This window comes from Xanthobacter autotrophicus ATCC 700552 (assembly GCF_043194565.1).
Taxonomy (GTDB): Bacteria; Pseudomonadota; Alphaproteobacteria; order Rhizobiales; family Xanthobacteraceae; genus Xanthobacter; species Xanthobacter autotrophicus_F.
Genome location: NZ_JBAFVS010000002.1, coordinates 205,945 through 228,633, shown reverse-complemented (window position 1 = coordinate 228,633; position 22,689 = coordinate 205,945). Strand labels below are relative to the sequence as shown.

The window sequence follows — 22,689 nt, the reverse complement described above, 5'->3', positions numbered from 1 at the left end:
GCCGAAGCCGGAGCCATCCGGCTTCGGCGGGGAGGGCTCCACGGTGCGGCCGGCGCCAGCGGGAGCCGCAGACTTTCAGACTGAGACCCCCTGGCATGCGCACGAGATTCGACCGGGGCTCAACGGGCCCAGATGGACCGTCTCAGGCCACTCATCATCTCATTTTGATATGTTTTTGACGTTAGAAGACGTCCCGCAAGAGGCAAAAGGTGCGGCGAAGCGGAGCAAACCCCGCGCGATGGGTTGGCCGGCGGCATCGCGCCAACACGAATGGTGCCGCGCGATGGGTTGGCCGGCGGCATCGCGCCAACACAGATGGTGCCGCGCGATGGGTTGGCCGGCGGCATCGCGCCAACACAGATGGTGCCGCGGAGAGGATTCGAACCTCCGACCCACGCATTACGAATGGCTTCAGGCCGATTTTCCCCGTGATGGGCCGAGAGTGCCTGACGATGATTTTATGCGATAAATCAGTATGTTGTCGAGTGCGCGACGTTTCCGGCCATTCCGTGAATTTGCCCCGACTTGCTTACATATGCTTACATGGTGCTTACACGGAGGAGCCATGTCAGCGAGATTGACGAAGCGGATTGTCGATGCCGCGGCGCCGTCAAAGGCGCAGGTCTTCATATGGGATTCGGAGGTGAAGGGCTTCGGGCTTCGGGTCACTCCATCCGGCGGCAAGGCCTATATCCTGCAATATCGCACGGCTGAGGGCCAAACCAGGCGCTTGACCATCGGCAAGCACGGCTCGCCCTGGACCACCGATGACGCCCGGGAGAAGGCGAAGGAAGCGCTGCGCAGCCTCGCGCTTCATGGCGTCGATCCGCTGGCCGCGAAGGAAGCGGCGCGCTCGGCGGCCTCCGTGGCGGACCTGGCCGACCTCTACCTGAAGGAGGGGCCGTCCGAACGGCCGAACAAGAAGCAGCGGAGTTGGGATACGGACGCGGCCATCTTGCGCGCCCACGTGAAGCCGCTCCTGGGCACGCGGCCGGTGAAAAGCCTCACCCGTGCGGACATCGCCAAGTTCCAGTCCGACGTTGCCGAGGGGAAGTCGGCGCGCACCACGAAGACAAAGCCGCGTGGCGCGGCCCGGGTCACGGGCGGGAAGGGGATTGCCGCGCGGGCGACGGCCACCCTGCGGGCCATGCTCTCCTTTGCGGCGGGGCGAGGCATCATTCCGGCGAATCCTGCGTCCGGCGTCCGCCTGTTCAAGCAGGAGAAGGTGGAGCGCTTCCTGTCCGAGGCTGAGGTGGCGAAGCTCGCCGAAACCATCGCAGGCATGGAAGACGGCATGAAGCTTCATGCCTCCTTCGCGGCCTGCATCCGCCTGCTCATGCTCACCGGGTGCCGGCGCGGCGAGATCGAAGGCCTCCAGTGGGATTGGATCGACTTCGGGCGCGGCATGATCCGCTTTCCGGACTCGAAGACGGGTGCGAAGGTCACCCCCTTGCCGGCGCCGGCGGTGGATATCCTCAAGGGCCTCGAGCGCAAGAAGGACAACCCCTATGTCTTCCCGGCGACCCGTGGTGCAGAGGGGCACGTCGTCGGATTGTCGAAGGCCTGGGGCGACGTGAGGACCGCGGCGGACATGCCCGAGCTGCGGCTGCACGACCTGAGGCATTCCTTTGCGTCGTTCGCGGTGGCGGGCGGCGCAGCGCTGTACCTGGTGGGCAAGGTGCTGGGCCACAAGCAGGCGAGGACGACCGAGATCTACGCTCACCTGCGGGACGATCCGCTGAAGAAGGTGGCGGACAGCACCGCCCGCAAGATCGCCGGGGCCATGAAGAAGGGCGAGGCGCGGGGTGCCAACGGCCCGGCGCCGGAGAAGGCGCGAATCACGAAAAAGACTGATCGGTCTGCAAAATGAAGAATTCAATGGGCGGTTGACTTCCGACAGGAACTTGACTTACGGTTTCGCCACGGATCAAAGGAAACCCCGGCACGACAGCGTGACCGGGGTTTTTCATTCTCTGCTTCTGCCCTGCGCGGCGGCGCGGCCGGTGATTCGCCTCACGCCTGTTCGGTGCCGGGAATCGGAAATCGAGGCGGCAGTTGACTTGCGGCAGTTGCTTGACTTACGGTCTCGCCACGGATCGAAAGAAACCCCGGCACGGAAACGTGGCCGGGGTTTTTCGTGTCTGGTGGCGGCGGAGCGCCCAGCCGTCGGCTTTGCCGACCTCATCATTCTTGCATGCTGAAGTCCGCCGATGCCGCCGAGCGGCGTTCCTGCAGCGTGGGGCCGGCGGAGCGGCGCCCGTGGTTGCAGAGAAAGCAAGAGCACACAGCAAGGTAGTCAGCCCACTTCGCCGCGTGGAGCGCGTCGGGGTAGACGCGGCAGGCTTTCGCCTTCATGCGGGCGAGGTCACGGCGACGGCGGGCGCGTTGAGATTCGGGTAGCATTGATGTCACTATTCGTCCTCGGCGTCGTGGTCGTCGTGATGAACCCTTCTTTTTTCGAAGTCGCCTCTATTTAGCTTAAGCATCGATGTGTAATGCTTTTGATATCTATCTAAATCTGAGATTGTTCTTGATATTAGAGCAAGTATCTCCGCTGGATCACTGGTTGATTTCAGATTTGGCGCTGGAATTGGCAGCGTTTCATTGAATGACATTTCTAGGCGGGTCACGATCTCGGCATTCATCGAACGATTGTTGGCAGCGGCTGCGGCCTCAATCCTCGCCTTGATGTCGGGCGGTAACCGGATCTTCATTTGGGGGTCGGTCTGCTTCATGTCGCCAAATAAACCAAATAGGTCCTTGACAGGCAATGAACCTATTTGGTTTATATAAACCTAATAGGTTCATGGAGCGCTCATGGCACCAAGCGAATCGCAGCTCAAGATCAGGCTCCCGTGCGATATCAAGGCGTGGCTTGATCGTCAGTCCAAATACAACAGTTCGTCCCTCACCTCAGAAATCATCCGCGCGCTGCGCGAACGCATGGAGCGGGTGACCGCTCAGCCCCCGGCCCCCAAGGCCGAATAGTTCCACCCCCAACCTCTACCCAAGGATCATCCCATGCCGAAGCGCACCGCCGCGGCAAACGCCGCCGCTTTGCCTGAACCGGAAGAGACGCGAAATATCCTAAACAAAGTGTTCTGCGAAGTCAGGAGGCTCAAGAGCATCATTCATCTGCTCGAAGCGGATCATGCCTTCGGCTTCAATCTCAATAGAGGTGAAAGATACAGCGAACAGTCCGTGCGGCTCATCTTTACAGAGGATTCGATAGACGCGACGATGTTCTTGTTGGATGAGGCGGTTGGTTCGATCGGGTCGCTTGAGGCGTGTGTGAACGTCCTCGAGCAGCGGGAGGTGTGAGCCATGGGCAACGAGAATGTCCCCGCCGCCGCAAACGATGATAGCGAACTCCCCGCCTTCTTCCGCCGGCGGCTCCTGACGCCACCACACGCGTCGGCGTATCTCAGCCACCACCTGGGCTGCAACGTCGCCGTCGCGACGCTGGCGAAGTGGCGGTGCCTGACCAGCTTCGGGCCGCCGTTCCACAAGGTGATGCGCAAGGTGGTCTATGCCCGCGATGACCTCGACGCCTGGATCGCCGCGCGCCTTGGCAAGGCGCAGCGATCCACGAGCGAGACCGGCGATGCGGCGTAAGGGGGGGGCATTGACCTCGAAAAAGGCCGCGAAGGCGGCGGACGTGATCGTGGGCCCCGAGGCGGCGCGTCGCATTGCCGATCTGGTGGCTGGTCAGGCGGCAAACGACAGCGTGGCGCCAGTGGCAGGCGCCGCGCCGACAGGCGGGGGCATGAATGGGCGAGATGAAAACGGCCCGGCTCCGCCGAGAGAAGGCGGCTTCAGTGTCGATAGGATGAACCGGGAATGGGGCCTCGTGCTCATGGGGTCCAAGGCGGTGATCGTGCGAGAGCAGATCGCCGGACCGATGGAGGATCGCCTTCGCCTGATCGCGGTAGACGCGTTCAAAACCTGGTTCGCGAATACGTACACCGAGGTTGTGGGCTCGGACGGCAAGGTCAAAGGAATGACCTGGGCACTTCGGTGGATTCAAAGTTACAGGCGCCGCCAGTTCGCCGGCATCGAGTTCTTTCCGAACCCGGACGGGGTGCCAGGCACGGAGGGATACCTCAACCTCTGGCGCGGCTTTGCCGTGGAGCCCCGGCAAAAGAAGGATGGCTGGGATATCCTGCATGACCACCTTCTCAACAACGTGTGCGATGGTGATGCAGCGCTGTACGGGTGGGTGCTGGGCTGGTTCGCCCACATGGTGCAGCGGCCAAGGGAGCGGATCGGCACGGCCTTGGTCATGCGTGGGAAGATGGGCACGGGCAAGACCAAGGTCGGCGAGGTGATGGGCTCACTCTTTCCTGCCCACTATTTCGCGGTGGACGATCCACGCTATGTGACAGGCCAGTTCAATGCGCATATGGCCAGTTGCATCCTGCTGCAGGCGGAGGAGGCCGTTTGGGCCGGCGACAAGGCGGCAGAGGGACGGCTTAAGGGTCTCGTCACCTCGAAGTTCCAGATGATCGAGGCCAAAGGCATCGACCCTATCCGCCTGGACAATCTCGTGCGGTTGATGATGACCTCAAACGAAGATTGGGTGGTGCCGGCTGGCAAAGATGAACGGCGCTTCTGTGTGCTCGACATAAACCCACGCTGCGCTCAGAACACCGATTACTTCCGGGAGATGGACGAGGAGCTTGCAAATGGAGGGCTCGAGGCGCTGCTGTACGACCTCATGCACTACGACTTGTCATGTGTGGATCTGCGCAAGATCCCACGGACAGGTGCATTGCTCGAGCAGAAGGTTCGAAGCCTCGACAGTGTCGAGAGTTGGTGGTTTGAGCGACTGTCCACCGGCGTGACGACAGCTGGCGTTGACCAATGGTTGATCCAGGTGCCGCGAGAGGCACTCTATAAAGATTACCTCGGCCATTGCGATGCCGTTGGCGTCAAACGTCGCTGCACGAATGAAGAGTTAGCAATTAAACTTCGTAAGCTGGTGCCACGGCTCGATAGTGTACGTCCGCGCGGTGGCAGTGATGGCGAGCAGAAGCGTGTGAGGTGTTACATCCTCCCGTCTCTGGAGGACTGTCGCGAAGCATTCGACGAGGAGCTGGGGCAATCCGTACGTTGGCCAGAGTCTGGCGAGGGTTAGACGGTCCACGGTGGGCCAAGCCCGGTCCAAGCGGTTGCCGTCCTGAGAATTGAGCATTCACCGGCCTTGGTCCATGCGGTCCACGTGGTCCATGCGTTTTCACGTCGGTTGCTTCAGTAGGTATAGCTTATATCTCTTATTGCTTTTTGCTTGGACCACTTGGACCACTTGGACCGGACATTGAAAAATAAGGGATTTTGACCCTTGCCTTGCTTGGACCATCCTTGGACCAGCTGGGACCGGATGCCGCGATGGTGGTGGCGGAGCTTCATCAGCGGGGGAGGGCCGGCGGAGTCCGGAGGCGCAGGCGGGGCGCAGGTGCCTGGCGGCTCGGGCGGCAGGGGAGGGGGGTGGTTTCCGACTTCCCGTCGTCACCTCCGGACCGGCGGGGAAGGATCGCGCGCGAAGGGGGGTGTATGGTGCTTTCAGGGTAATGTTGAGCGATAAATGGCAATCACCGGCAATAAATATCCATGGTAAAGTGATGTAATATATTGTAAAATCTTGAGATAATGCGCGAGTCTCATATATATTTCGTGCATGCTCAAGCTGATCCGCCGTGCCTTTTCTGTTGCTGAACGCAAGTCGCTCGCCTCCCCGGACAGCGACCTCATGGCGCTCTTCGGCGTTTCAGCCCCCACCGCCGCCGGTGTGAACGTCGGGCCGAACACGGCCCTCTCGGTTCCGGCGGTGAGCTGCGCCGTCCGCGCGATCAGCGAAGCCGTGGCCACCCTCGACGTAAAGGTGATGCGCCGCGCGGGCGAGACCGAGGTGGAGGCGTCCGACCATCCGGTGGCCGGCCTCCTGCGGGACCGTGTGAACGACTGGACACCTGGCTTCGAGTTCGTCCGTGACATCGTGGCGGCGGCCCTGATTTACGACAACGGCGGCCTCGCATGGGTGAACCGCGTGTCCGGCCGGCCGGTAGAGCTGATCGCCTACGACCCCGCGCACCTGACGGCGCAGCGACATGAGGACGGCACCGGCGCCTATCAATACTTCCTCAACGGCCGCGAGCTACCGGCTGCGGACATCATCCACCTCCGCAGCCCCTTCGGCCGCTCGCCTGTGTCGCTGGCGCGGGAGAGCATTGGGCTATCGGTCACCCTGGAGCGGCATGCCGGGAAGCTCTTCAGCAACGGCTCGCGCCCGGCAGGCATGGTGAGCTTCAAGGAGCGCATGACCCCGCTCGCGATCCAGAACGCTGCCCTCGCATTCAAAATGATGCTCGCCAGCCAGAACACGGGGAACACCGCATTCCTCGACGCTGGCGCCGACTACAAGCAGCTCGTGCTTTCCTCGGTGGACAGCCAGTTCATCGAGCTGACCGGCTTCCAGATCCTCCAGATCGCCCGCGCCTTCCGCGTGCCGCCGCAGATGCTCTACGACCTGGAGCGAGCCACCTGGTCCAATAGTGAACAGATGGGCCGTGAGTTCCTCACCTACACGCTGGAGCCATGGCTTCGCGCCCTCGAAGGAGCCCTGCGCATCGCCCTGTTCAGTGCCGAGGAATACCCCACCCACCGGGTGCACTTCGAGCGCGACGACCTGACGCGCGCCGACCTCGGCGCGCGCGCCACCGCCTATTCCAGCCTCATCGCCTCCCGTGTCGTGAACCCGAACGAGGTCCGCGAATGGGAAGGCCTGCCCAGCTACGAGGGCGGCGACGCCTTCGCCAATCCCAACACCGGCAACAGCCAGCCGGGCGCCGCAGCGCCGCAGGACGGGGGCGCTTGATGGAACGGCTCTTCCTCGAAACCAAGATCCTGGTGGACGAGGCCGGCGCCATCGAAGGCCTCGCCTGGCCCTTTGGCACCCCGGATCGCGTGGGCGACGTGATCGAAAAGGGCGCCTTCGCCGGCGCCCGCCTGCCGCTGCCCATGCTGTTCGGCCACGACCCGAATGACCCCGTGGGCGTGTGGACCGCCGCCACCGAAGGCTCGGACGGCCTCCGGCTGAAGGGCAATCTCCTGGTGGATGAGGTGGCCCGCGCCCGCGAGGTCCGCGCCCTGGTGCTCTCCGGCGCCGTGGGCGGCCTCTCCATCGGCTTCGTTACCCGGAAGGCCGCGCCGCGCAAGGGTGGCGGCCGGACCATCACGGCGCTCGAACTGGTCGAGTGCTCGCTGGTCTCCATTCCCATGCATCCCGGCGCGCGGGTGACCAGCGCCAAAACTGCCACGGCGGCGCTCGCCATCGCCGGGGTTCTCCATCGCGCCGCTTCGGCGATCAGCAAGAGGTGAACATGCTCAACCACACCGCGGCGCCCGCTGGCGCCATCGAATACAAGGGCGAGGGCGACGATCCGGTGACCGTCGTCACCGCCGCCATCGACGCCTTCAAGGGCGAGGTTATCGGCCGCCTGGAGAAGGTCGAAGCGGCGCAGGCCGGCGCCAAGCCGGAGCCCGAGACCAAGGGCGCCGACAAGCTGGTGGAGCGCCTGGACAAGATCGAGGCGAAGCTCAACCGCCCGGGCTCCGGCGAGAAGAAGACCGATGAGCCCAGCGTCGAGCGCAAGGCCTTCGGCACTTACCTGCGCCTCGGAAACGCCGCGCCGGCGGACGAGCTGAAGACGCTCACCGTCTCCAGCGACCCGCAGGGCGGCTATCTGGCCCCCACCGAGCTGAGCGCCGAGTTCATGCGCGACCTGGTGGAGTTCTCGCCGATCCGCACCATCGCGGGCGTCCGCACCACGGGGGCGGCGAGCGTCACCTATCCCACCCGCACCAACGTGACGAACGCGAAGTGGAAAGGCGAGACGCAGACCTCCGAAGCCTCCGAGCCCAACTTCGGACAGGTCGAAGTGCAGGTGCGCGAGCTGAACACCTTTGTGGACATCTCGAACCAGCTTCTCGCCGACAGCGGCGGCCGCGCCGAAGCCGAGGTGCGGCTCGCACTCGCCGAGGACTTCGGCAAGAAGGAGGGCTCCGCCTTCTTGACCGGTGATGGCGTGCTGGAGCCGCACGGCTTCTTGCGCGACACTCGGATTGGTTCGGTTCCCTCCGGCCACGCCGTCAACGTGACCGGCGATGGCCTGATCACCCTCATGCACTCGCTGCCGCAGTTCTACCGGCAGCGCGGCGTGTGGGTGATGAACAGCGGCACCCTGAACAAGGTCCGGCTGCTGAAGGACTCGAACGGCAATTACCTCTGGCAGAACGCCTTCTCCGCCGGTTTGCCCGAGACCATTCTCGGCCGCCCCGTGGTCGAAGCCGTGGACATGCCCGACACCGAGGCCGGCGCATTCCCCGTGATCTTCGGCGACTTCGACAGCGGTTACCGGATCGTGGACCGCGTGGACTTCTCGGTTCTCGTGAACCCCTACATCCGCGCGACCGAGGGCATCACGCGCATCCACGCCACCCGCCGTGTCGGCGGCGCCGTCGTGCGCCCCGACGCGCTCAAGAAGCTGCTGATCAGCGCGAGCTGAGGAGGTTGAACCATGCGTGACCTGAAGAACAACCTCGGCGTGGTGCTGGCGATCAGCCCCGCCGTTCTCGCCGCGACCACCACCGGCGCGGCCCTCGACCTCTTCGGCTTCAACAGCGCCATGCTGGTGGTGAGCACCGGAGCCATCGTCGGCGCCGGCGACTTCACCGCGAAGCTCCAGGAGAGCGACACGACCACGTCCGGCGACTTCACCGACGTGGCGGCGGCGGATCTGCACGGCACCTTCCCGGCGAGCCTTGCGGCCGACAGCGTGGTGAATATCGGCTATCGCGGCTTCAAGCGCTACCTGCGCGCCGTCATCACGAAGAACGGCGGCACCTCCATTGCGGCGGGCGCCGTCCTGTTGAAGGGCGAAGCGGTGGCAAAGCCGGTCGCCTGACCAAGCTTGGGGCGCCATCATTTGAGGGCCAACGGCGGCCGGTCCGACAACGAGAAGCCACCTCCCTGGCGCCCACCGCTGCGCGGGGAATGGGAGGGTCAAGGTGGCAAGGTCGCGAGCACCATCGGTTGCATATCCTCAACCGCCAAGGGCTCACGGGCGGGGCCTCGGGATGAGGCTCCGCCCGCTAAATGATTGGGGGTGCTGGAGGATTGAGATGCCAATTGACTATTTCGACAGTATTAAGCGCTCGGTGCTCGACCCTGCTCGTGCATTCGAATCTATCGAGCCTTCCGACCGGGATTTCGACGACTTGCCCATTGGCCTTTATGTTGGTCTCGCGGGCGACGTTCTCGTCATCGGCGCCGATGACGACGATGACTATGCCGTGATCTTCCAGAATGTTGCATCCGGCACGTTCCTGCCCATCCGCGTCCGGCGCCTTTGCCTCGGCACCACTGCCGGCGCCATCGTGGCGCTCTACTGATGCCGGTTCTTGGCCCCCGCATTTGCGGCTGCGGATGCGGGAGCATCGTCCCCGCCGGCCGGCGCTGCAGCACTTCCATGGCGCGCAAAGCTGTTGCCGACGAGCGCCGGCCCTCCGCGCGGGAGCGCGGCTACACCTCGAAGTGGGACGTGGAGCGCGCGGCCTATCTGAAGACCCATCCCCGGTGCGTCCGGTGCGGCAACCCGGCCACGGTGGTGGATCACAAGGTGCCCCATCGCGGCGACAGGAAGCTCTTCTGGGACCGCTCCAACTGGCAGGCGCTCTGCCGCACCTGCCATGACCGCTGGAAGCAGAGCCGCGAGCGGAGGGCTGCGCCTTGACCAACACCCTATCCATCGTCTCGCTGGCGGACCTGAAGGCGCACCTCAATGTCACCACCGACGATGACGACGCGCTGCTCACCGGCATGCTGGAGACCGCGCGCGGCTACGTCGAGAGCTGGTGTGGCCCGCTGGACGACATCGCAGGCGCCATGCCCGCCGGCCTGGTGCACGCCCTGAAGCTCTATGCCGGCCACCTCTACGAGAACCGGGAGACCGTCAACATCGGCAACATCGTGAGCGAAATCCCGATGGGCTTGTTCGACCTCATCAACCCGCACCGGAAGTGGGCGTTCGGATGACGACGAACAACGGCCTCGCCAGCCTCAACCGGCGCCTGAAGGCAATTCCGAAGGCGGCACGGGAAGCGGTGCAGCCCGCCTTGAAGAAGGCCGGGGACGATCTGGCGAAGGACGTGGCGCACCTCGCCGAGCGGGCGCGCGACAGCGGCGACCTGATCGAGAGCATCGCGGTGACGACCGCCGGCAACCCGACGCCGCCCTACTCCCAGCCCGGCGGCGCGCAGGTGGTGCCGGAAAATCAGGTGCTGGTGACGGTGGGCAACACCGCCGTTCGCTACGCCCACCTGGTGGAATACGGCACCGCCCCCCATGAGAACCGCGGCGAGTTCGCCGGCACCCACCATCCCGGCACCGAGGCGCAGCCGTTCTTCTGGCCCGCCTTCCGCCTGAACAGGAAGAAGCTCGCCAACCGCATCAAGCGGGCAGTGGGCAAGGCCGTGAAGAGCGCGAGGTAAGACATGCTCGAAGGACACGTTGAAATCACCATCGGCGGCCAGCCCGCCACGCTGGTGCCCAGCCTCGGCGCCGCGATGGCGCTGTGCCAGCGGCATGAGAGCTTCGGCGCGCTGCTCGCCAAGATCGAATCTCTCGACCTCATCGCCGCCGTGGACGTGGTCCGCTTCGGCCTTGGCCGGCGCGAGAGCGAACAGGACGCGACGGCGCAGCAGGTGTTCGAGGCCGGCGTTCTCGACCTCATGCCGCGCCTGGCGCGCTTCGTCTTCATCCTCGCCAACGGCGGGCGGCCGCCCAAGGACGAAGGCGAGGTGGAGAAGCCCGGCACCCCTTTCGCCGGGTGAGCCACGCGGAATTCTTCGCGTCGCTCTTCCGGTACGCCACCGGCTGGCTCGGCTGGCCCCCGGCGGTGGCCCTGGCCACCCCCATCCCCCAGATCGAGGCCGCCATGGAAGGCCGCATCGACATGCTGAAGGCGATCTTCGGCGGGGCGGAAAAAGAGAAGCCCGTCGCAGACCTGACACCCATGGCCTTCGACGCAGTGTTTGGAACCATCGCTCAAGCAAATCGAACCTGAGGAAGAACAGATGTCTATCTATGGAGTCAGTGGATCGAAGATCTATATCGGTGCTGCGAAGGAGCCGGCCAACGGGGCCGACCTTGTCGCGGCGGACTTCACCTCGCAGACCTGGACGGAAATCACGCCCGTCGAAAGCATCGGCGCTCTGGGTGACAACGCCGAGGTCTCCACCTTCGACGTCATTGGCATCGCCCGCACCCAAAAGCGGAAGGGTGTCGCGAACGCGGGTTCCATGGAAGTCGTGATGGGCTCCGACTATGCCGATGCGGGGCAGCTCGCGCTGCGTGCGGCTGCTGTTGCGAAGGGCTCCTACGCCTTCAAGATCGAGTTCAACGACAAGCCCGCCACCGGCGCCGCGCCGAAGAATTCGCTGCGCTACTTCACCGCCCTGGTGATGAGCGCTTCCGAAGCGCTGGACGACGCGAACAGCATCCTCAAGCTCTCCTCGACGCTGGAGATCAACTCCAACGTGGTCGTGGTCCACGCCTCGGCGACCTGATGAGCCCGGACCTCGCCCTGCAGAAAGCGCTGCTCGCGCGCCTCGCCGCCACGCCCGACGTGACGGCGCTGGTGCCGAGCAGCGCCATGGTGGACGGCCACGGTTTGCCGCAGCGCTTTCCCTCCATCGTCGTGGGCGAGGGACAGGTGGTGCGGGAGCCGCTCGCGCTCACCGGCGACCACCGCCGCATTTATGCGACGCTGCACGTGTGGACGAAGAGCATGCCGGCGGCGCGGGCCATCGCCGGCGCCGTGACGGCGGCGGTGGAGCACCTGCCGATCCAGCTGGAAAGCGGGCATCGCGCCATCTCGACGGTGGTCCGTGACGCCCGCTTCCTCCGAGATCCGGACGGCGAGACGGCCCACGGCATCGTCACGGTCGATTGCCTCGCGGAGGTCGCGCCATGAGGGCGGGCACGCTCGATCGCATGATCACGATCCAGCGCGCCACCGAGGCGCGGGACGACTTCGGCGAGGTCTCCACCACGTGGGCGGAGGTGGCGACGCTCCGTGCCGCGCTGTTCCAGGCGAGCACCACCGAGTTCCTGCAGGGCGCCGGCCTCCAGGGCGATGCGGTGGTGATCTTCCGCACCCGCTTCCTCGCCGGTGTGACGGTGCGCGATCGTGTGCTCTTCGAGGGCGTCGCCCACGACATCAAGGAGGTGAAGGAACTGGGCCGCCGGAAGGGGCTGGAGATCCGCACCGTGGCGGGAGGCGTGCAATGAAGGGGAGCAAGGCGGAGATCTTGCCGTTTGCCGGAGCGTCGACTGAGGTTGTGCCAGAGCCGCCGGAATGGATGTCCGAGGACGCCCGGGGTGTTTGGGTGCGCGTGCTGCCGATCCTCCTCAACGAGCGCCGCACCATCACGGTCACCGACCTGGAGATCTTCGCGAACTACTGCGTTGCCATTGGCCAGGTCGCCGAGGCGAACCGTATCCTTGAAAAGGAGGGGCTGACATTCAACGGCCCCAGCGGGCCGAAGCGTCATCCTGCCATTGCCATCCGCTCGGACGGCATGACGCAGGCGCGGCAGATGGCGGCGGAACTTGGCCTCACCCCGGCGAGCCGTGGTCGTCCGACGATCAAGAGCAGCGGCGAAGAGGGGCAGGCGGGGCTGTTCGACCTATGACTGGCACGTTCCCCTCGTGGATCTACGACGGATCGGACATTCCGGACCCGGATGGCAGGGGTGAGGCGGCGGTGCGCTGGTTGCGTGCGCTGAGGCATCCGAAGAGCCGTTTGCCGGGCGGTGCGTTTCAGCTTGATCCTTGGCAGGAGCGCATTGTGCGGCGCATCTACGGGCCGCGCCGGCTGGACGGCAGCCGCGTGGTGAAGACGGTCGTGCTGCTGCTGCCGCGCGGGAACCGCAAGACCTCCCTGTGCGCTGCCCTCGCGCTGTTGCACACCTATGGGCCGGAGCGCGTGAACGGGGGTGAGGTCATCTCGGCGGCTTCTGACCGGAAGCAAGCGCGCATCGCCCTCGATGAGGCCATGGGCATCATCAATGTGGTGCCGGCCCTCTCGGCGATCACCAGCGCGCAGGAGTACAAGAACCGGGTGGTGAACCTGCGGCGGCGCTCCTTCTACGAGGCCATCTCGTGCGATGCGGGAACCCAGCACGGCCGAACGCCGGCCCTCGTGATCGCCGACGAGCTGCACGCATGGAAGAAGCGCGACCTGTGGGACGTCCTGAAATCTGGTCTAGTGAAGACTGTCGGTTCGCTCCTGATCGTCGCGACCACGGCCGGGCGCGGGCAGGAGAATATCGCGTGGGAGATCGTGGAGGATGCCCGCAGGGTGGCCGGCGGCGAGGTGGATGATCCGTCGATCCTGCCTATCCTCTTCGAGGCGGGCAAGGGCGAGGGCTGGCAGGACGAAGCTGTGTGGCGCAGGGTGAACCCAGGCCTCGCCCACGGCTATCCCGATATCGAGGGCCTGCGCCAGCTCGCGCGGGAGGGTGCGCGTCGGCCCGGTGACCGCGAGGCGTTCCGCCAGCTCAACCTCAACGTTTGGCTGGACCACTCCGCCGACCCTTTCGTGGACATGGATGTGTACGACGAAGGGGCCGCGCCTGTGGATATCGCTGCCCTGGAGGGGGAGCCATGCTGGCTCGCGGTGGACCTGTCCTCCAACGGGGACCTGACGTGCGTTGTGGCCGCGTGGCGCGATGGAGGCGACGGCTACGTGGTCCACCCTTGGTTCTTCTGCCCGGAGGACAACCTGCGGGGCCGGGCCGAACGCGATGGCGTGCCCTATCCCGTCTGGGCTGAACGCGGCTTCATCACGCCCACCCGCGGCAATGTGGTGGACTTCCGGAGGGTGGAGGACACCATCCGCGACCTGTGCGGGCGCCTCCGGGTGCAGGAGATCGTGTTCGATCCGCACATGGCGCGGAACACGCTTAACAACCTTCTCGAGGATGGCTTGCCCGCCATGCCGATGCGGCAGGGGTGGGTGACCATGGCGCCGGCGGTGAAGGAACTGGAGCGGGCCATTGTCGGACGGCGCTTCCGCCATGGGGCCCACCCGGTGTTGCGCTGGAACTTCGAGAACATCGCGGTGCACACGGACGCGGCAGGCAATCGCATGTTCCACAAGGGCAAAAGTCGGGACCGGATCGACGGGGCAGTGGCCTGCGCCATGGCCGTCGCCAGGGCCGCGGCGGGCGAGGCTGGCGGCTCGGCCTTCGAGAGCGATGATTTCACCAACGACCTATTGAGGTGGCTGTGATGGCTGGAGAAGACGAACGCCTTGTCGTCGCCCTTGAGGCGCGCGTCCGCGATTTCGAAAAGAACTTCGAGCGGGCGCAGAAGACGGCGAACGCCAAGTTCACCGCCATCGAAAAACGGGCGCAGGCCTCGGCGGGGAACCTGCAAGCTGCCTTCTCCGGCGCCGGAGCCTCCATCGCGTCGGCGTTCAGCACCCTCGGCGGGGCGGGCATTATCGCCGGCGGCGGCCTCGCCGGCATCATCACCACACTGAAGAGCGCTGCCACCTCCGTGGCGGACCTGGCAGCCGAGGCGCAAAAGGCGGGCGTTTCGTTCGCGTCCTTCCAGGAGCTGAAGTACGCCACCGAGCAAGCCCGCGTTGGGGTGGATGCCCTCACCGACGGCCTGAAGGAGATGCAGCTTCGCGCCGACGAATTCATCCGCACCGGCGCCGGCTCCAGCGTGGAAGCCTTCAAGCGGCTCGGCTACACCGCCGCCGACCTGAAGACGAAGCTCGCCGATCCTGCCGCCCTGTTCGAAGAAATCATCGACAAGATGAAGGGCTTCAGCAAGGCGGGCCAGATCCGCATTGCCGATGAAATCTTCGGCGGTACCGGCGGCGAGCAGTTCGTGCGGCTCATGGAACAGGGCGAGGGAGCTATCGGCAGGGCGCGGGAAGAGGCACGCGCGCTCGGCGTCATCCTCTCGGACGACCTTGCCGCAGAGGCCAAGAAGGTGGCGAAGGAGTTCGACACGCTCGCCCTGCGGATCGAGGTGGCGCTCAAGTCCGGGGTGCTGGAGGGCGCCAGGGCGCTGGAGGACTACAAGGCGGAGCTTCTCGGCATCGCCGCGGCATTCGGCGCGGTGGGCGCAGGCGTGGTGCTCGGGCCGCTGGTGGCATCCCTCGGCGCTGCGGCGCCGGCGGCCGTGGCGACGGGCATCCAGATGACGGCGTTGAACGCCACCATCCTGGCGGTGGCGGCGGGATCGCGGGCGGCGGCGCTCGCATCGGCCGGCCTCGCCGCGGCGCTGCGCCTGGCCGGCGGCCCGTGGGGTGTCGCCATCATGGCGATCGTGGGAACCATCGCGGCGCTCGCCCTTCGGCAGGATCAAGCGAAGGTTGCGACCGACGCGCACAAGGAGGCCATGTCGAGCCTCGACAAGGCCATCTCCGAGGTGAAGGCGCGCGTGCCCGGCGCTGAGGCGGCGCTGAAGGCGCTGGGCGACCAGCACGTCGAGAATGCCGAGAAGGCGCTCGCCGACGCCAAGGCAGAGCTGGAATACGCGCGGGCCGCCGCCGCGAACCAGAAGGTGGGCGGCTGGGCCGGCAAGTACGGCGCCAAGATGCCCACCACCAACACGGCGGAAATGACGGCCGCGCTGGAAGGGTACATCAAGACGGTGGATCTGGCGCAGCAGCGCCTTGATGAACTGAAGGGGAGGGTGAGCGACGCGCCGACCTCGGCGCCGTCTCCTGCGCCCGATGCGTCGATCAGCACGGCAACTTACGGCTACAAGGACCTGGCGACGGCGTCGGCACAGCGGGTGCGCGACATGGAGGTGGAACGCAACGCCCTCGGCATGACGACGCAGGCGGCGGCCGAATACAAGTTCATCCAGCAGGCCCTGGCGACGGCGCAGGAACACAACCTCAAGCTCTTGCCCGAACAGGTGGCGCAGCTTCAGCAGCTCGCGGCCCGGTACGGCGACGTGACAGGCGCCATCGAAAAGACGCGGGCCTCGCAGGAGCGCCTGCGGGAGCTTCAGGGCGATCTTGGCAACCTCGCCACCAGCTCCATCATGGGGCTCGTGGAGGGGACGAAGATCTGGAACGACGTGCTCAAGGACAGCCTGAAGCTCCTGGCCGACCTCCTGCTGAAGTCGGTTCTCCTCGGCGAGGGGCCGTTCGGCAACGGCGGCGGGGGCGCCATCGGCACGATCGTGAAGAGCGCCGGGAGCGCCTTCGGCTTCGCGGACGGCGGCGTGATGACACCGCAGGGGCCTCGCCGGCTGAAGCGCTTCGCGAGCGGCGGCGTGTCGCGCAAGGCCGCGATCTTCGGCGAGGCCGGCCCCGAGGCGGCGGTGCCCTTGCCGGACGGCCGGCGCATACCGGTGGACGTGCGCATGCCCGACATGTCCCGCATCGCCGGCAACAGCGTGTTCGCGCCCCGGACGAACAACGTAAGTGTCGCCCCCACCTATAACATCAGCACGTCAGGTGGTGGCTCGCAGGCCGACGCCGAAGAGATGAAGCGCGTGCTGGCGCAGAGCAACGTGGATCTGATGCGGTTGGTGAAGGCCGAACTCGTGAAAGACATGCGGGAGATGGGGCCGGTAGCTGGCGCCATGCGCGGGCGGTTCGGGCTCAACCCTATGCGGGGGGTGTAGGGGAGCGGTGCGGGGGCTGCATGCCGGACGTTGGATCAATCCCAATCTGCACGCGGCGGATTCGGTCCTGCCGGGTGTTCGGCTCGAAAACGTGCCACCATTGCGCGACGGCTGCTTTTGCTGACACTGTGCTTACATGAGGGTTTTGGGGAGGGCAAAAACTAAAGCTAAGTCTTTGATTTTATGGTGCCGCGGAGAGGATTCGAACCTCCGACCCACGCATTACGAATGCGTTGCTCTACCAGCTGAGCTACCGCGGCACGGAGGCACTCTTTACGGGTAGGGCGGGACGTTTTCAAGGCCCCCTCTGTGCGGGCCGGGGCGGGACGCGCGCCAATGGGACCCGCGCGGGCTGGAAATTGCGCCGCCATCCCGTTCGCGGACGGCATGCGCATCGGCCCTCGCTTGCGTGCGTCCTTGCTTGCGTGCGTCCTCGGTGCGCAGGCGCCGCCGGGGGCGAGGGCCATCCCGGCGGGCACGGTGCAGAGACAGGCTCCGGCGGGCCGGGCCGGAGCGGCGGAGCCGTCAATAGGTGAGGACCGCCGGCAGGTCCTTGGCCTGGGCCACCCACTTCTCCACCATGCTTTCGGTGGGCAAGGCGCGCACCAGCTTCTTCTGGGCGTTCACGTCGGCCATGGCCTTGGTGAGGTTGGCCGGGACGCGGGTCTTCAGCTCTTTTACGGTGTCCACGCCGGCGGCTTCCAGAAGCTCGGAATATTCCTCGCCCACGCCCTTGATGCGCATCAGGTCGGCCATGTTGGCCCATTTCAGGATGCGGCTCTCGTCGATCCCGGTGGCGGCAGCCAGTTCCTTGCGCCCCTTGGGCGACTTGGCCTTTTCGAGCAGCGCGTCCGTGGTGGTGATGCCGGCGCCCTTCAGCTTCTCCGCGAACACTGCCCCGATGCCCTCGATGTCGATAATCGGATAGGACATGCGTTTCCCCTCATCGCGGCCGGCTTATGTGCCGGCAGGCAAGATCACGCCACAACCTGCGGCCGAGTCAATCACTGCCTGTCAGACCACCTGCCGGAGGCCGGGGACGGCACGCACCAGGCGATTCACCGGCTCTTCGCCCACTGTCGTGCGGGCGAAGGCCACGATCTCGTGCACGGCGAACTGCACCTGGGCCATGGTGAGGCCATGGGCCATCATCCGGTCCGCCACCAGCATCAGGCGAGCCATGCCGCCGAAATGGCGCTCGGAAGGCTCGGTCGCGTCCACCTCGGGGGCCTCGGCGGTCAGCGCCTGCGCCCAGGGGTGCACCGCGAACAGCGGCGCGAGCAGGTCGGCGGGCGCCTCCTTGCCGAGAAACTGGATGACGATGACCACCACCGCGCGCGCCGTGGCCTCGTCCAGGTCGAGGCGCGTCCGAAGGTATGCGACCAGATCGTCCATGTCCGCTCCTTCGCCTGCAATGTGCCGCATCGCCCGGCAGGCGGGGCGGCACATTGCAGGCGCCCGAGCCGGTGCGCAAGGGCCGGTGGGCCGGCTGGATGCAGGGCAGGGGACGCCTGAGGCAATTGGCGCAATTTGCTTGCCCGTCTTGCAGAGGCGGGCGAAAACTCCGGATCGAGGAGACCGGATGCATCCGGCGATTCGTCGCTGTTGCATGCGTCGCTGCGCGGATCGCGCCGAGGAGCACCGAATGGCACGCACCCCTTCCACCCGCCCACCCGCCACCGGCCCGAAAACAGGCCCGAAAACAGGCATGGCATCGGCGGCGGACGCGGTGGCCCCGGCATCCGCGGAACCGGCCCCGCCGAAGCCCAGGGCCAAACCCGGCGCCAAGGCCAGTGCCACAGCCGCTTCCAATCCCAATCCCAATCCCAATTCCAACCCCAATCCCTGGGGTCCGGCGGCGCAGGACGACGGCGACGGCCGCATCCTGGTGGGACGCAGCTTCCTTGGCCGCAGCGAAGCGGCGAAGGCGGGCACCAGCGCCAAGGATGAATACCTGACCCTGCGCCTCGCCAACCGCCACGGCCTGGTGACCGGCGCCACCGGCACCGGCAAGACGGTGACGCTGCAGGTTCTGGCCGAAGGGTTTTCGCGGGCCGGGGTGCCGGTGTTCGCCGCCGACATCAAGGGCGACCTCTCCGGCGTGGCTGCCATGGGCGAGCCCAGGGATTTCCTGGTCGAGCGGGCGCAGGAGGTGGGCCTCACCTACGAGCCCGACAGCTTCCCGGTGATCTTCTGGGACCTGTTCGGCGAGCAGGGCCACCCCATCCGCGCCACCGTGTCGGAGATGGGGCCGCTGCTGCTGGCGCGGCTCATGGGTCTCAACGACACCCAGGAAGGCGTGCTCAACATTGCGTTCCGGCTGGCCGACGAGCAGGGGCTGCCGATCCTCGACCTCAAGGACCTCAGGGCCATGCTCGCCGAGGTCGCCGGGAGCGCGGCCACCCTCACCGCGCAGTATGGCAACGTCTCCGCGCAGAGCGTCGGGGCCATCCAGCGCCAGCTTCTGGTGCTGGAGAATCAGGGGGCGGACAAGTTCTTCGGCGAGCCGGCGTTGAACATCGCCGACCTGATGCGGGTAGATCGCTCGGGCTATGGCACCATCTCGATCCTCGCCGCCGACAAGCTGATGGGCGCGCCGCGGCTTTATGCCTGTTTCCTGCTGTGGCTCCTCTCCGAGCTGTTCGAGGAACTCCCCGAGGTGGGCGATCCGGACAAGCCGAAGCTGGTCTTCTTCTTCGACGAGGCGCACCTGTTGTTCGATGAGGCGCCCAAGGCCCTGCTCGACAAGGTGGAACAGGTGGTGCGCCTGATCCGCTCCAAGGGCGTGGGCGTCTATTTCGTCTCCCAGAACCCGCTGGACATTCCCGAAAGCGTGCTCGCCCAGCTCGGCAACCGGGTCCAGCACGCCCTGCGCGCCTTCACCCCGCGCGACCAGAAGGCGGTGAAGGCGGCGGCCGAGACCTTCCGGCCCAACCCCGATCTCGACACGGCCCAGGTCATCATGGAACTGGGCAAGGGCGAGGCCCTCGTGTCCATGCTGGAGGGCAACGGCGTGCCGTCCATGGTCGAGCGCACCCTCATCCGCCCACCGTCCGGCCGCATCGGCCCGCTCAGCGTGGAGGAGCGCGCGGCCCTCATGGCCAGGAGTCCGGTGGGGCACATCTATGATGCGCCCATCGATCGCGAATCGGCGTTCGAGATGCTGCAGAAGCGCATGGAGGAGAAGGCCGTCCCGCAGGAGGCGGCGGCTTCCGACAGCGGCTTTCTCGGCGGGATGCTCGACAGCGTGCTGGGCACCGGCCCGTCCGCCGGCCGGGCGCCCGCCGGCACGGCGCGCGGTGGCGGCCGGACCAGCACCCGCATGACCACCACCGAAGTCGTGGTGAAGCAGGTGGCGCGAACCGTGGCCTCGGGGCTCGGCCGGGCCATCCTGCGCGGCATCCTCGGTTCCATCCGTCGCTGAGGTCGCCGTCGTGGGATTTGAGCGACACTTTATGCCGATCTTGGATCACGAAAACGTATTCTATTGCGTCGGCTTCGGCAGAGCGGTATAATCATGGTATTCCAGTGGGATTGCGGGGTCGCACTGGGGAGATGCTCAACGCGTGCGCCAGAGCCCTGCCCTTCAGGCGGATTCACCTCAGGCGCACCTCGACTTGGAGCGCCTCATGAAGGTGTTGCCGATCGCCCGTATTCTTCTGGTTGATTCTCATATGGATCGTCGCCTTGCGACCAAAGCTGCCCTGACCGCGCTTGGCGTTGGATCGGTGCGGGAGGCCGCTGTGCTCGACGAAGTGACTGATCCCGCTGTTCTGGGATCGGCCGACGTGCTCGTCGTTCAGGTGGATGATCCGGAGGATGCTCCTGCCAATCCCTTCCGCTTCGGTGCCGGCATTCCTGCCGTGCTCATCGCGGAAGTTCCGGCCCAGCTTCTCGTTCGGGCCGCGAGCCGTGCCGGCTACGACGCCGCGCTTGGCGCACCGCTCACGCCGCGGTTGCTCTACCGGCGAATCGGCTCGGTGATGCAGCGTGCGCGCCGGCTGGCGCGTCCGGCTCCGGCCACCGTCGGACAGCCGACAGCGGACCTCGTCAGCGCTGGCTGACCTCTGCCCGGCTGACATTTCGTCCGGTTGACCTGTTGGCCGGCTGTCTGCTGCCGGGCTTGTCGGCTGCCGGATGAAACTGCGTCCGGCGACATCGTCTCGCCGACAATGGAATACTTGGGAATGGAATGCTTGGGCCGGCCGGACAGAAGTCCGGCTGGTACCTGCGCATTGCCCACCGCGTGGGAGTCGCGCGGCGGGCAATGGGCACGGGCCGTTGGTGCTCCGAATCTCGGCAACCCCTTGGCCGGCTCCATCCCGGCGTCCCTTCATCCCGGCGTCCCTTTATCTTGGGCGACTTGCCAGACGTGCGGGAGAAAGCCAGCATCCGTCGCGATTCCGGGCCGGGCATGGCCCGCGCGACGGAGGTCCACATGGCGGAACGCCCTGAAACGCAAGAGGGAACATCCCTCGACGTAACGCGCCCTGGTGCGACACCCCTCGAAACGACGCGCCTTGGCGCGACGCTGAAGGCGGTGGACGACGGGCTCGATGCCGCGCTCGCGCGGCTGTTCGACTTCCTGAGGATCGCCTCCATCTCCACCGATCCCGCTCACACGGCGGCCTGCGCGCAGGCGGCGGATTGGGTCGCGGGGGAATTGCGGGCGCTCGGCTTCACGGCTGCGGTGCATCCGACGCCGGGCCATCCGGTGGTGGTCGCGCGCACCGACACGGGCGCCCCCCGGCGCGTGCTGTTCTACGGCCATTACGACGTGCAGCCGGTGGACCCGCTCGACCTGTGGGAGACGCCGCCGTTCGAGCCGCGCCTCGGCGTGACGCCGGACGGCCGCAAGACCATCGTCGCCCGCGGCGCCTGCGACGACAAGGGGCAGGTGCTGACCTTCCTGGAAGCCCTGCGCGCGTTCAAGACGGCCGGCAACGGGGCGCCGGTGGATGTCACCGTGCTGCTCGAAGGGGAGGAGGAGTGCGGCTCGCCCAACCTGCCCGCCTTCCTCGCCGCCCATGCCTCGGATCTGTCCGCCGACCTCGCCCTGGTCTGCGACACCGGCATGTGGGACCCCAGGACCCCGTCCATCACCACGGCGCTGCGCGGCATCCTCCACACCGAATTGACCATCGTGGGCGCGGACCGGGACCTGCATTCCGGCCTGTTCGGCGGGGCGGCGCGCAACCCCATCCATGTGCTTGCGAGCCTCATCGCCGAAGCTCATGACGCCTCGGGCCGGGTCACGCTGCCGGGCTTCTACGACGAGGTGCGGGAGATGCCCGGCGAGGTGCGCCAGCGCTGGGAGAGCCTCGGCCTCACCGCGGAAGCCTTCCTGAAGCCGGTGGGCCTCGGCGTGGCGGCGGGCGAGGGCGACCGCCTCGTCATCGAGCAGATCCAGTCGCGGCCCACCTTCGAGGTGAATGGCATATTCGGCGGCTATACCGGGGCCGGCACCAAGACCATCATTCCCGCGCGGGCCACCGCGAAGATCTCGTTCCGGCTGGTGGCGGACCAGGACCCGGAGAAGATCCGCGCCGGCTTCGAGGCCTTCGTCGCCGCGCGGGTGCCGGCGGATTGCGAGGCCGTCTTCTCCTGGGGCGAGGGGGCGCGCGCCTTCCTCGTGCCGCCGGAGAGCCCGGACCTTTCCCGCGCCGCCGGGGCGCTGGAAGCGGAATGGGGCATCGCCCCGGTCACCATCGGCTCGGGCGGGTCCATCCCCGTGGTGGGCCAGTTCAAGGAGCTTTTGGGGGTGGATACCCTGCTCATCGGCTTCGGGCTCGACGACGACCGGGTGCATTCGCCCAACGAGAAGTACGACCTCTCGTCGTTCCACAAGGGCACCCGGAGCTGGGTCCGCATCCTCGACGCCCTCGCCTGAGGGCCGGCGCCACCGGCGCGATCTCTTGCACCTGACGTTGCGCGCCCACTTTTGTGCGGCGCGCAATCGTGCGAGGAAG

Annotated in this window: 27 protein-coding genes and 1 tRNA gene; 24 read left to right on the top strand and 4 right to left on the bottom strand. The window is 66.2% G+C overall.

Features of this window, described 5'->3' with window-relative positions; translation table 11 throughout:
* Positions 1 to 565: 565 nt before the first annotated feature.
* Positions 566 to 1,870, top strand: a complete 1,305-nt coding sequence (locus tag V5F48_RS02975) for a tyrosine-type recombinase/integrase (RefSeq protein ID WP_394039916.1) — start codon at positions 566 to 568, stop codon at positions 1,868 to 1,870.
* Positions 1,871 to 2,411: 541 nt separating this feature from the next.
* Here V5F48_RS02975 and V5F48_RS02970 read toward each other — a convergent pair.
* On the bottom strand, positions 2,412 to 2,735 hold the full coding sequence (locus V5F48_RS02970; RefSeq protein ID WP_394039914.1) for an Arc family DNA-binding protein: 324 nt from the start codon (positions 2,733 to 2,735) through the stop codon (positions 2,412 to 2,414).
* An 82-nt stretch (positions 2,736 to 2,817) separates the two neighbouring features.
* Here V5F48_RS02970 and V5F48_RS02965 point away from each other — a divergent pair, with 82 nt between their 5' ends.
* The 20 genes from V5F48_RS02965 (at position 2,818) to V5F48_RS02870 (ending at position 16,720) form a co-directional block, all read left to right on the top strand.
* Entirely contained in the window at positions 2,818 to 2,988 is a 171-nt protein-coding gene (locus tag V5F48_RS02965; protein WP_394039912.1) for a DNA-binding protein, read from the top strand.
* A 33-nt stretch (positions 2,989 to 3,021) separates the two neighbouring features.
* Positions 3,022 to 3,321 carry a hypothetical protein gene (locus tag V5F48_RS02960; protein WP_394039910.1) on the top strand — a complete coding sequence of 100 codons (300 nt, stop codon included), beginning with the start codon at positions 3,022 to 3,024 and terminating at the stop codon, positions 3,319 to 3,321.
* 3 nt (positions 3,322 to 3,324) lie between these two features.
* Positions 3,325 to 3,615 (top strand): helix-turn-helix transcriptional regulator, encoded by a 291-nt coding sequence (locus tag V5F48_RS02955; RefSeq protein WP_394039908.1) that lies wholly within the window; start codon positions 3,325 to 3,327, stop codon positions 3,613 to 3,615.
* A gap of 10 nt (positions 3,616 to 3,625) precedes the next feature.
* Positions 3,626 to 5,137: a primase-helicase family protein gene (locus tag V5F48_RS02950; RefSeq protein WP_394039906.1), complete on the top strand. Its 1,512-nt coding sequence runs from the start codon at positions 3,626 to 3,628 to the stop codon at positions 5,135 to 5,137.
* Positions 5,138 to 5,677: 540 nt separating this feature from the next.
* Complete coding sequence (locus V5F48_RS02945) at positions 5,678 to 6,874, top strand: phage portal protein (protein WP_394039904.1); 1,197 nt, start codon at positions 5,678 to 5,680, stop codon at positions 6,872 to 6,874.
* Positions 6,874 to 7,377 carry an HK97 family phage prohead protease gene (locus V5F48_RS02940; protein ID WP_394039902.1) on the top strand — a complete coding sequence of 168 codons (504 nt, stop codon included), beginning with the start codon at positions 6,874 to 6,876 and terminating at the stop codon, positions 7,375 to 7,377. Before V5F48_RS02945 ends, V5F48_RS02940 begins: the two co-directional genes overlap by 1 nt.
* A gap of 2 nt (positions 7,378 to 7,379) precedes the next feature.
* Positions 7,380 to 8,564, top strand: coding sequence for a phage major capsid protein (locus V5F48_RS02935; RefSeq protein WP_394039900.1), 1,185 nt, complete (start codon positions 7,380 to 7,382; stop codon positions 8,562 to 8,564).
* 12 nt (positions 8,565 to 8,576) lie between these two features.
* A complete protein-coding gene (locus tag V5F48_RS02930) occupies positions 8,577 to 8,963 on the top strand; it encodes a hypothetical protein (protein WP_394039898.1) in 387 nt (128 codons plus the stop codon).
* A 217-nt stretch (positions 8,964 to 9,180) separates the two neighbouring features.
* Positions 9,181 to 9,450: a spike base protein, RCAP_Rcc01079 family gene (locus V5F48_RS02925; RefSeq protein WP_394039896.1), complete on the top strand. Its 270-nt coding sequence runs from the start codon at positions 9,181 to 9,183 to the stop codon at positions 9,448 to 9,450.
* 77 nt (positions 9,451 to 9,527) lie between these two features.
* Positions 9,528 to 9,791 (top strand): HNH endonuclease signature motif containing protein, encoded by a 264-nt coding sequence (locus V5F48_RS02920; protein ID WP_394039894.1) that lies wholly within the window; start codon positions 9,528 to 9,530, stop codon positions 9,789 to 9,791.
* Positions 9,788 to 10,093 carry a head-tail connector protein gene (locus V5F48_RS02915; RefSeq protein ID WP_394039892.1) on the top strand — a complete coding sequence of 102 codons (306 nt, stop codon included), beginning with the start codon at positions 9,788 to 9,790 and terminating at the stop codon, positions 10,091 to 10,093. Before V5F48_RS02920 ends, V5F48_RS02915 begins: the two co-directional genes overlap by 4 nt.
* On the top strand, positions 10,090 to 10,548 hold the full coding sequence (locus V5F48_RS02910; protein ID WP_394039890.1) for an HK97-gp10 family putative phage morphogenesis protein: 459 nt from the start codon (positions 10,090 to 10,092) through the stop codon (positions 10,546 to 10,548). The genes V5F48_RS02915 and V5F48_RS02910 overlap by 4 nt, the downstream gene beginning before the upstream one ends.
* A gap of 3 nt (positions 10,549 to 10,551) precedes the next feature.
* Positions 10,552 to 10,890: a hypothetical protein gene (locus tag V5F48_RS02905; RefSeq protein WP_394039888.1), complete on the top strand. Its 339-nt coding sequence runs from the start codon at positions 10,552 to 10,554 to the stop codon at positions 10,888 to 10,890.
* Positions 10,887 to 11,123 (top strand): hypothetical protein, encoded by a 237-nt coding sequence (locus tag V5F48_RS02900; protein WP_394039886.1) that lies wholly within the window; start codon positions 10,887 to 10,889, stop codon positions 11,121 to 11,123. Before V5F48_RS02905 ends, V5F48_RS02900 begins: the two co-directional genes overlap by 4 nt.
* Before the next feature lie 10 nt (positions 11,124 to 11,133).
* Positions 11,134 to 11,625, top strand: a complete 492-nt coding sequence (locus V5F48_RS02895) for a hypothetical protein (RefSeq protein ID WP_394039884.1) — start codon at positions 11,134 to 11,136, stop codon at positions 11,623 to 11,625.
* Positions 11,625 to 12,032 (top strand): DUF3168 domain-containing protein, encoded by a 408-nt coding sequence (locus V5F48_RS02890; protein ID WP_394039882.1) that lies wholly within the window; start codon positions 11,625 to 11,627, stop codon positions 12,030 to 12,032. The genes V5F48_RS02895 and V5F48_RS02890 overlap by 1 nt, the downstream gene beginning before the upstream one ends.
* Positions 12,029 to 12,349 (top strand): phage head closure protein, encoded by a 321-nt coding sequence (locus V5F48_RS02885; protein WP_394039880.1) that lies wholly within the window; start codon positions 12,029 to 12,031, stop codon positions 12,347 to 12,349. Before V5F48_RS02890 ends, V5F48_RS02885 begins: the two co-directional genes overlap by 4 nt.
* Positions 12,346 to 12,753: a phage terminase small subunit P27 family gene (locus V5F48_RS02880; protein ID WP_394039878.1), complete on the top strand. Its 408-nt coding sequence runs from the start codon at positions 12,346 to 12,348 to the stop codon at positions 12,751 to 12,753. The genes V5F48_RS02885 and V5F48_RS02880 overlap by 4 nt, the downstream gene beginning before the upstream one ends.
* Entirely contained in the window at positions 12,750 to 14,354 is a 1,605-nt protein-coding gene (locus V5F48_RS02875) for a terminase large subunit (protein ID WP_394039876.1), read from the top strand. The genes V5F48_RS02880 and V5F48_RS02875 overlap by 4 nt, the downstream gene beginning before the upstream one ends.
* Positions 14,354 to 16,720 (top strand): phage tail tape measure protein, encoded by a 2,367-nt coding sequence (locus V5F48_RS02870; RefSeq protein WP_394039874.1) that lies wholly within the window; start codon positions 14,354 to 14,356, stop codon positions 16,718 to 16,720. Before V5F48_RS02875 ends, V5F48_RS02870 begins: the two co-directional genes overlap by 1 nt.
* Positions 16,721 to 16,904: 184 nt before the next feature.
* Here the strand turns inward: V5F48_RS02870 and V5F48_RS02865 are convergent.
* The 3 genes from V5F48_RS02865 to V5F48_RS02855 form a co-directional block, all read right to left on the bottom strand.
* A tRNA-Thr gene (locus V5F48_RS02865) sits at positions 16,905 to 16,980 on the bottom strand.
* A gap of 265 nt (positions 16,981 to 17,245) precedes the next feature.
* A complete protein-coding gene (locus tag V5F48_RS02860; RefSeq protein ID WP_394039872.1) occupies positions 17,246 to 17,653 on the bottom strand; it encodes a DUF4332 domain-containing protein in 408 nt (135 codons plus the stop codon).
* Positions 17,654 to 17,734: 81 nt separating this feature from the next.
* Complete coding sequence (locus V5F48_RS02855; protein WP_394039870.1) at positions 17,735 to 18,115, bottom strand: hypothetical protein; 381 nt, start codon at positions 18,113 to 18,115, stop codon at positions 17,735 to 17,737.
* Positions 18,116 to 18,365: 250 nt separating this feature from the next.
* On the opposite strand from V5F48_RS02855, the gene V5F48_RS02850 reads away from it, so the two are divergent.
* From V5F48_RS02850 to V5F48_RS02840, 3 genes are all read left to right on the top strand, one after another.
* Positions 18,366 to 20,144, top strand: a complete 1,779-nt coding sequence (locus V5F48_RS02850; protein WP_394039868.1) for a helicase HerA-like C-terminal domain-containing protein — start codon at positions 18,366 to 18,368, stop codon at positions 20,142 to 20,144.
* 205 nt (positions 20,145 to 20,349) lie between these two features.
* A complete protein-coding gene (locus tag V5F48_RS02845; protein ID WP_394039866.1) occupies positions 20,350 to 20,784 on the top strand; it encodes an ANTAR domain-containing protein in 435 nt (144 codons plus the stop codon).
* A 374-nt stretch (positions 20,785 to 21,158) separates the two neighbouring features.
* Complete coding sequence (locus V5F48_RS02840) at positions 21,159 to 22,610, top strand: M20/M25/M40 family metallo-hydrolase (RefSeq protein WP_394039864.1); 1,452 nt, start codon at positions 21,159 to 21,161, stop codon at positions 22,608 to 22,610.
* Positions 22,611 to 22,689 lie beyond the last annotated feature (79 nt).

Excerpts from the sequence above, each read along its gene's own strand:
- V5F48_RS02975 (WP_394039916.1), top strand. The coding sequence starts at position 566 with ATGTCAGCGAGATTGACGAAGCGGATTGTCGATGCCGCGGCGCCGTCA.
- V5F48_RS02970 (WP_394039914.1), bottom strand. The coding sequence starts at position 2,735 with ATGAAGCAGACCGACCCCCAAATGAAGATCCGGTTACCGCCCGACATC.
- V5F48_RS02965 (WP_394039912.1), top strand. The coding sequence starts at position 2,818 with ATGGCACCAAGCGAATCGCAGCTCAAGATCAGGCTCCCGTGCGATATC.
- V5F48_RS02960 (WP_394039910.1), top strand. The coding sequence starts at position 3,022 with ATGCCGAAGCGCACCGCCGCGGCAAACGCCGCCGCTTTGCCTGAACCG.
- V5F48_RS02955 (WP_394039908.1), top strand. The coding sequence starts at position 3,325 with ATGGGCAACGAGAATGTCCCCGCCGCCGCAAACGATGATAGCGAACTC.
- V5F48_RS02945 (WP_394039904.1), top strand. The coding sequence starts at position 5,678 with ATGCTCAAGCTGATCCGCCGTGCCTTTTCTGTTGCTGAACGCAAGTCG.
- V5F48_RS02940 (WP_394039902.1), top strand. The coding sequence starts at position 6,874 with ATGGAACGGCTCTTCCTCGAAACCAAGATCCTGGTGGACGAGGCCGGC.
- V5F48_RS02935 (WP_394039900.1), top strand. The coding sequence starts at position 7,380 with ATGCTCAACCACACCGCGGCGCCCGCTGGCGCCATCGAATACAAGGGC.
- V5F48_RS02930 (WP_394039898.1), top strand. The coding sequence starts at position 8,577 with ATGCGTGACCTGAAGAACAACCTCGGCGTGGTGCTGGCGATCAGCCCC.
- V5F48_RS02925 (WP_394039896.1), top strand. The coding sequence starts at position 9,181 with ATGCCAATTGACTATTTCGACAGTATTAAGCGCTCGGTGCTCGACCCT.
- V5F48_RS02920 (WP_394039894.1), top strand. The coding sequence starts at position 9,528 with ATGGCGCGCAAAGCTGTTGCCGACGAGCGCCGGCCCTCCGCGCGGGAG.
- V5F48_RS02910 (WP_394039890.1), top strand. The coding sequence starts at position 10,090 with ATGACGACGAACAACGGCCTCGCCAGCCTCAACCGGCGCCTGAAGGCA.
- V5F48_RS02905 (WP_394039888.1), top strand. The coding sequence starts at position 10,552 with ATGCTCGAAGGACACGTTGAAATCACCATCGGCGGCCAGCCCGCCACG.
- V5F48_RS02895 (WP_394039884.1), top strand. The coding sequence starts at position 11,134 with ATGTCTATCTATGGAGTCAGTGGATCGAAGATCTATATCGGTGCTGCG.
- V5F48_RS02890 (WP_394039882.1), top strand. The coding sequence starts at position 11,625 with ATGAGCCCGGACCTCGCCCTGCAGAAAGCGCTGCTCGCGCGCCTCGCC.
- V5F48_RS02885 (WP_394039880.1), top strand. The coding sequence starts at position 12,029 with ATGAGGGCGGGCACGCTCGATCGCATGATCACGATCCAGCGCGCCACC.
- V5F48_RS02880 (WP_394039878.1), top strand. The coding sequence starts at position 12,346 with ATGAAGGGGAGCAAGGCGGAGATCTTGCCGTTTGCCGGAGCGTCGACT.
- V5F48_RS02875 (WP_394039876.1), top strand. The coding sequence starts at position 12,750 with ATGACTGGCACGTTCCCCTCGTGGATCTACGACGGATCGGACATTCCG.
- V5F48_RS02870 (WP_394039874.1), top strand. The coding sequence starts at position 14,354 with ATGGCTGGAGAAGACGAACGCCTTGTCGTCGCCCTTGAGGCGCGCGTC.
- V5F48_RS02860 (WP_394039872.1), bottom strand. The coding sequence starts at position 17,653 with ATGTCCTATCCGATTATCGACATCGAGGGCATCGGGGCAGTGTTCGCG.
- V5F48_RS02855 (WP_394039870.1), bottom strand. The coding sequence starts at position 18,115 with ATGGACGATCTGGTCGCATACCTTCGGACGCGCCTCGACCTGGACGAG.
- V5F48_RS02850 (WP_394039868.1), top strand. The coding sequence starts at position 18,366 with ATGGCACGCACCCCTTCCACCCGCCCACCCGCCACCGGCCCGAAAACA.
- V5F48_RS02845 (WP_394039866.1), top strand. The coding sequence starts at position 20,350 with ATGAAGGTGTTGCCGATCGCCCGTATTCTTCTGGTTGATTCTCATATG.
- V5F48_RS02840 (WP_394039864.1), top strand. The coding sequence starts at position 21,159 with ATGGCGGAACGCCCTGAAACGCAAGAGGGAACATCCCTCGACGTAACG.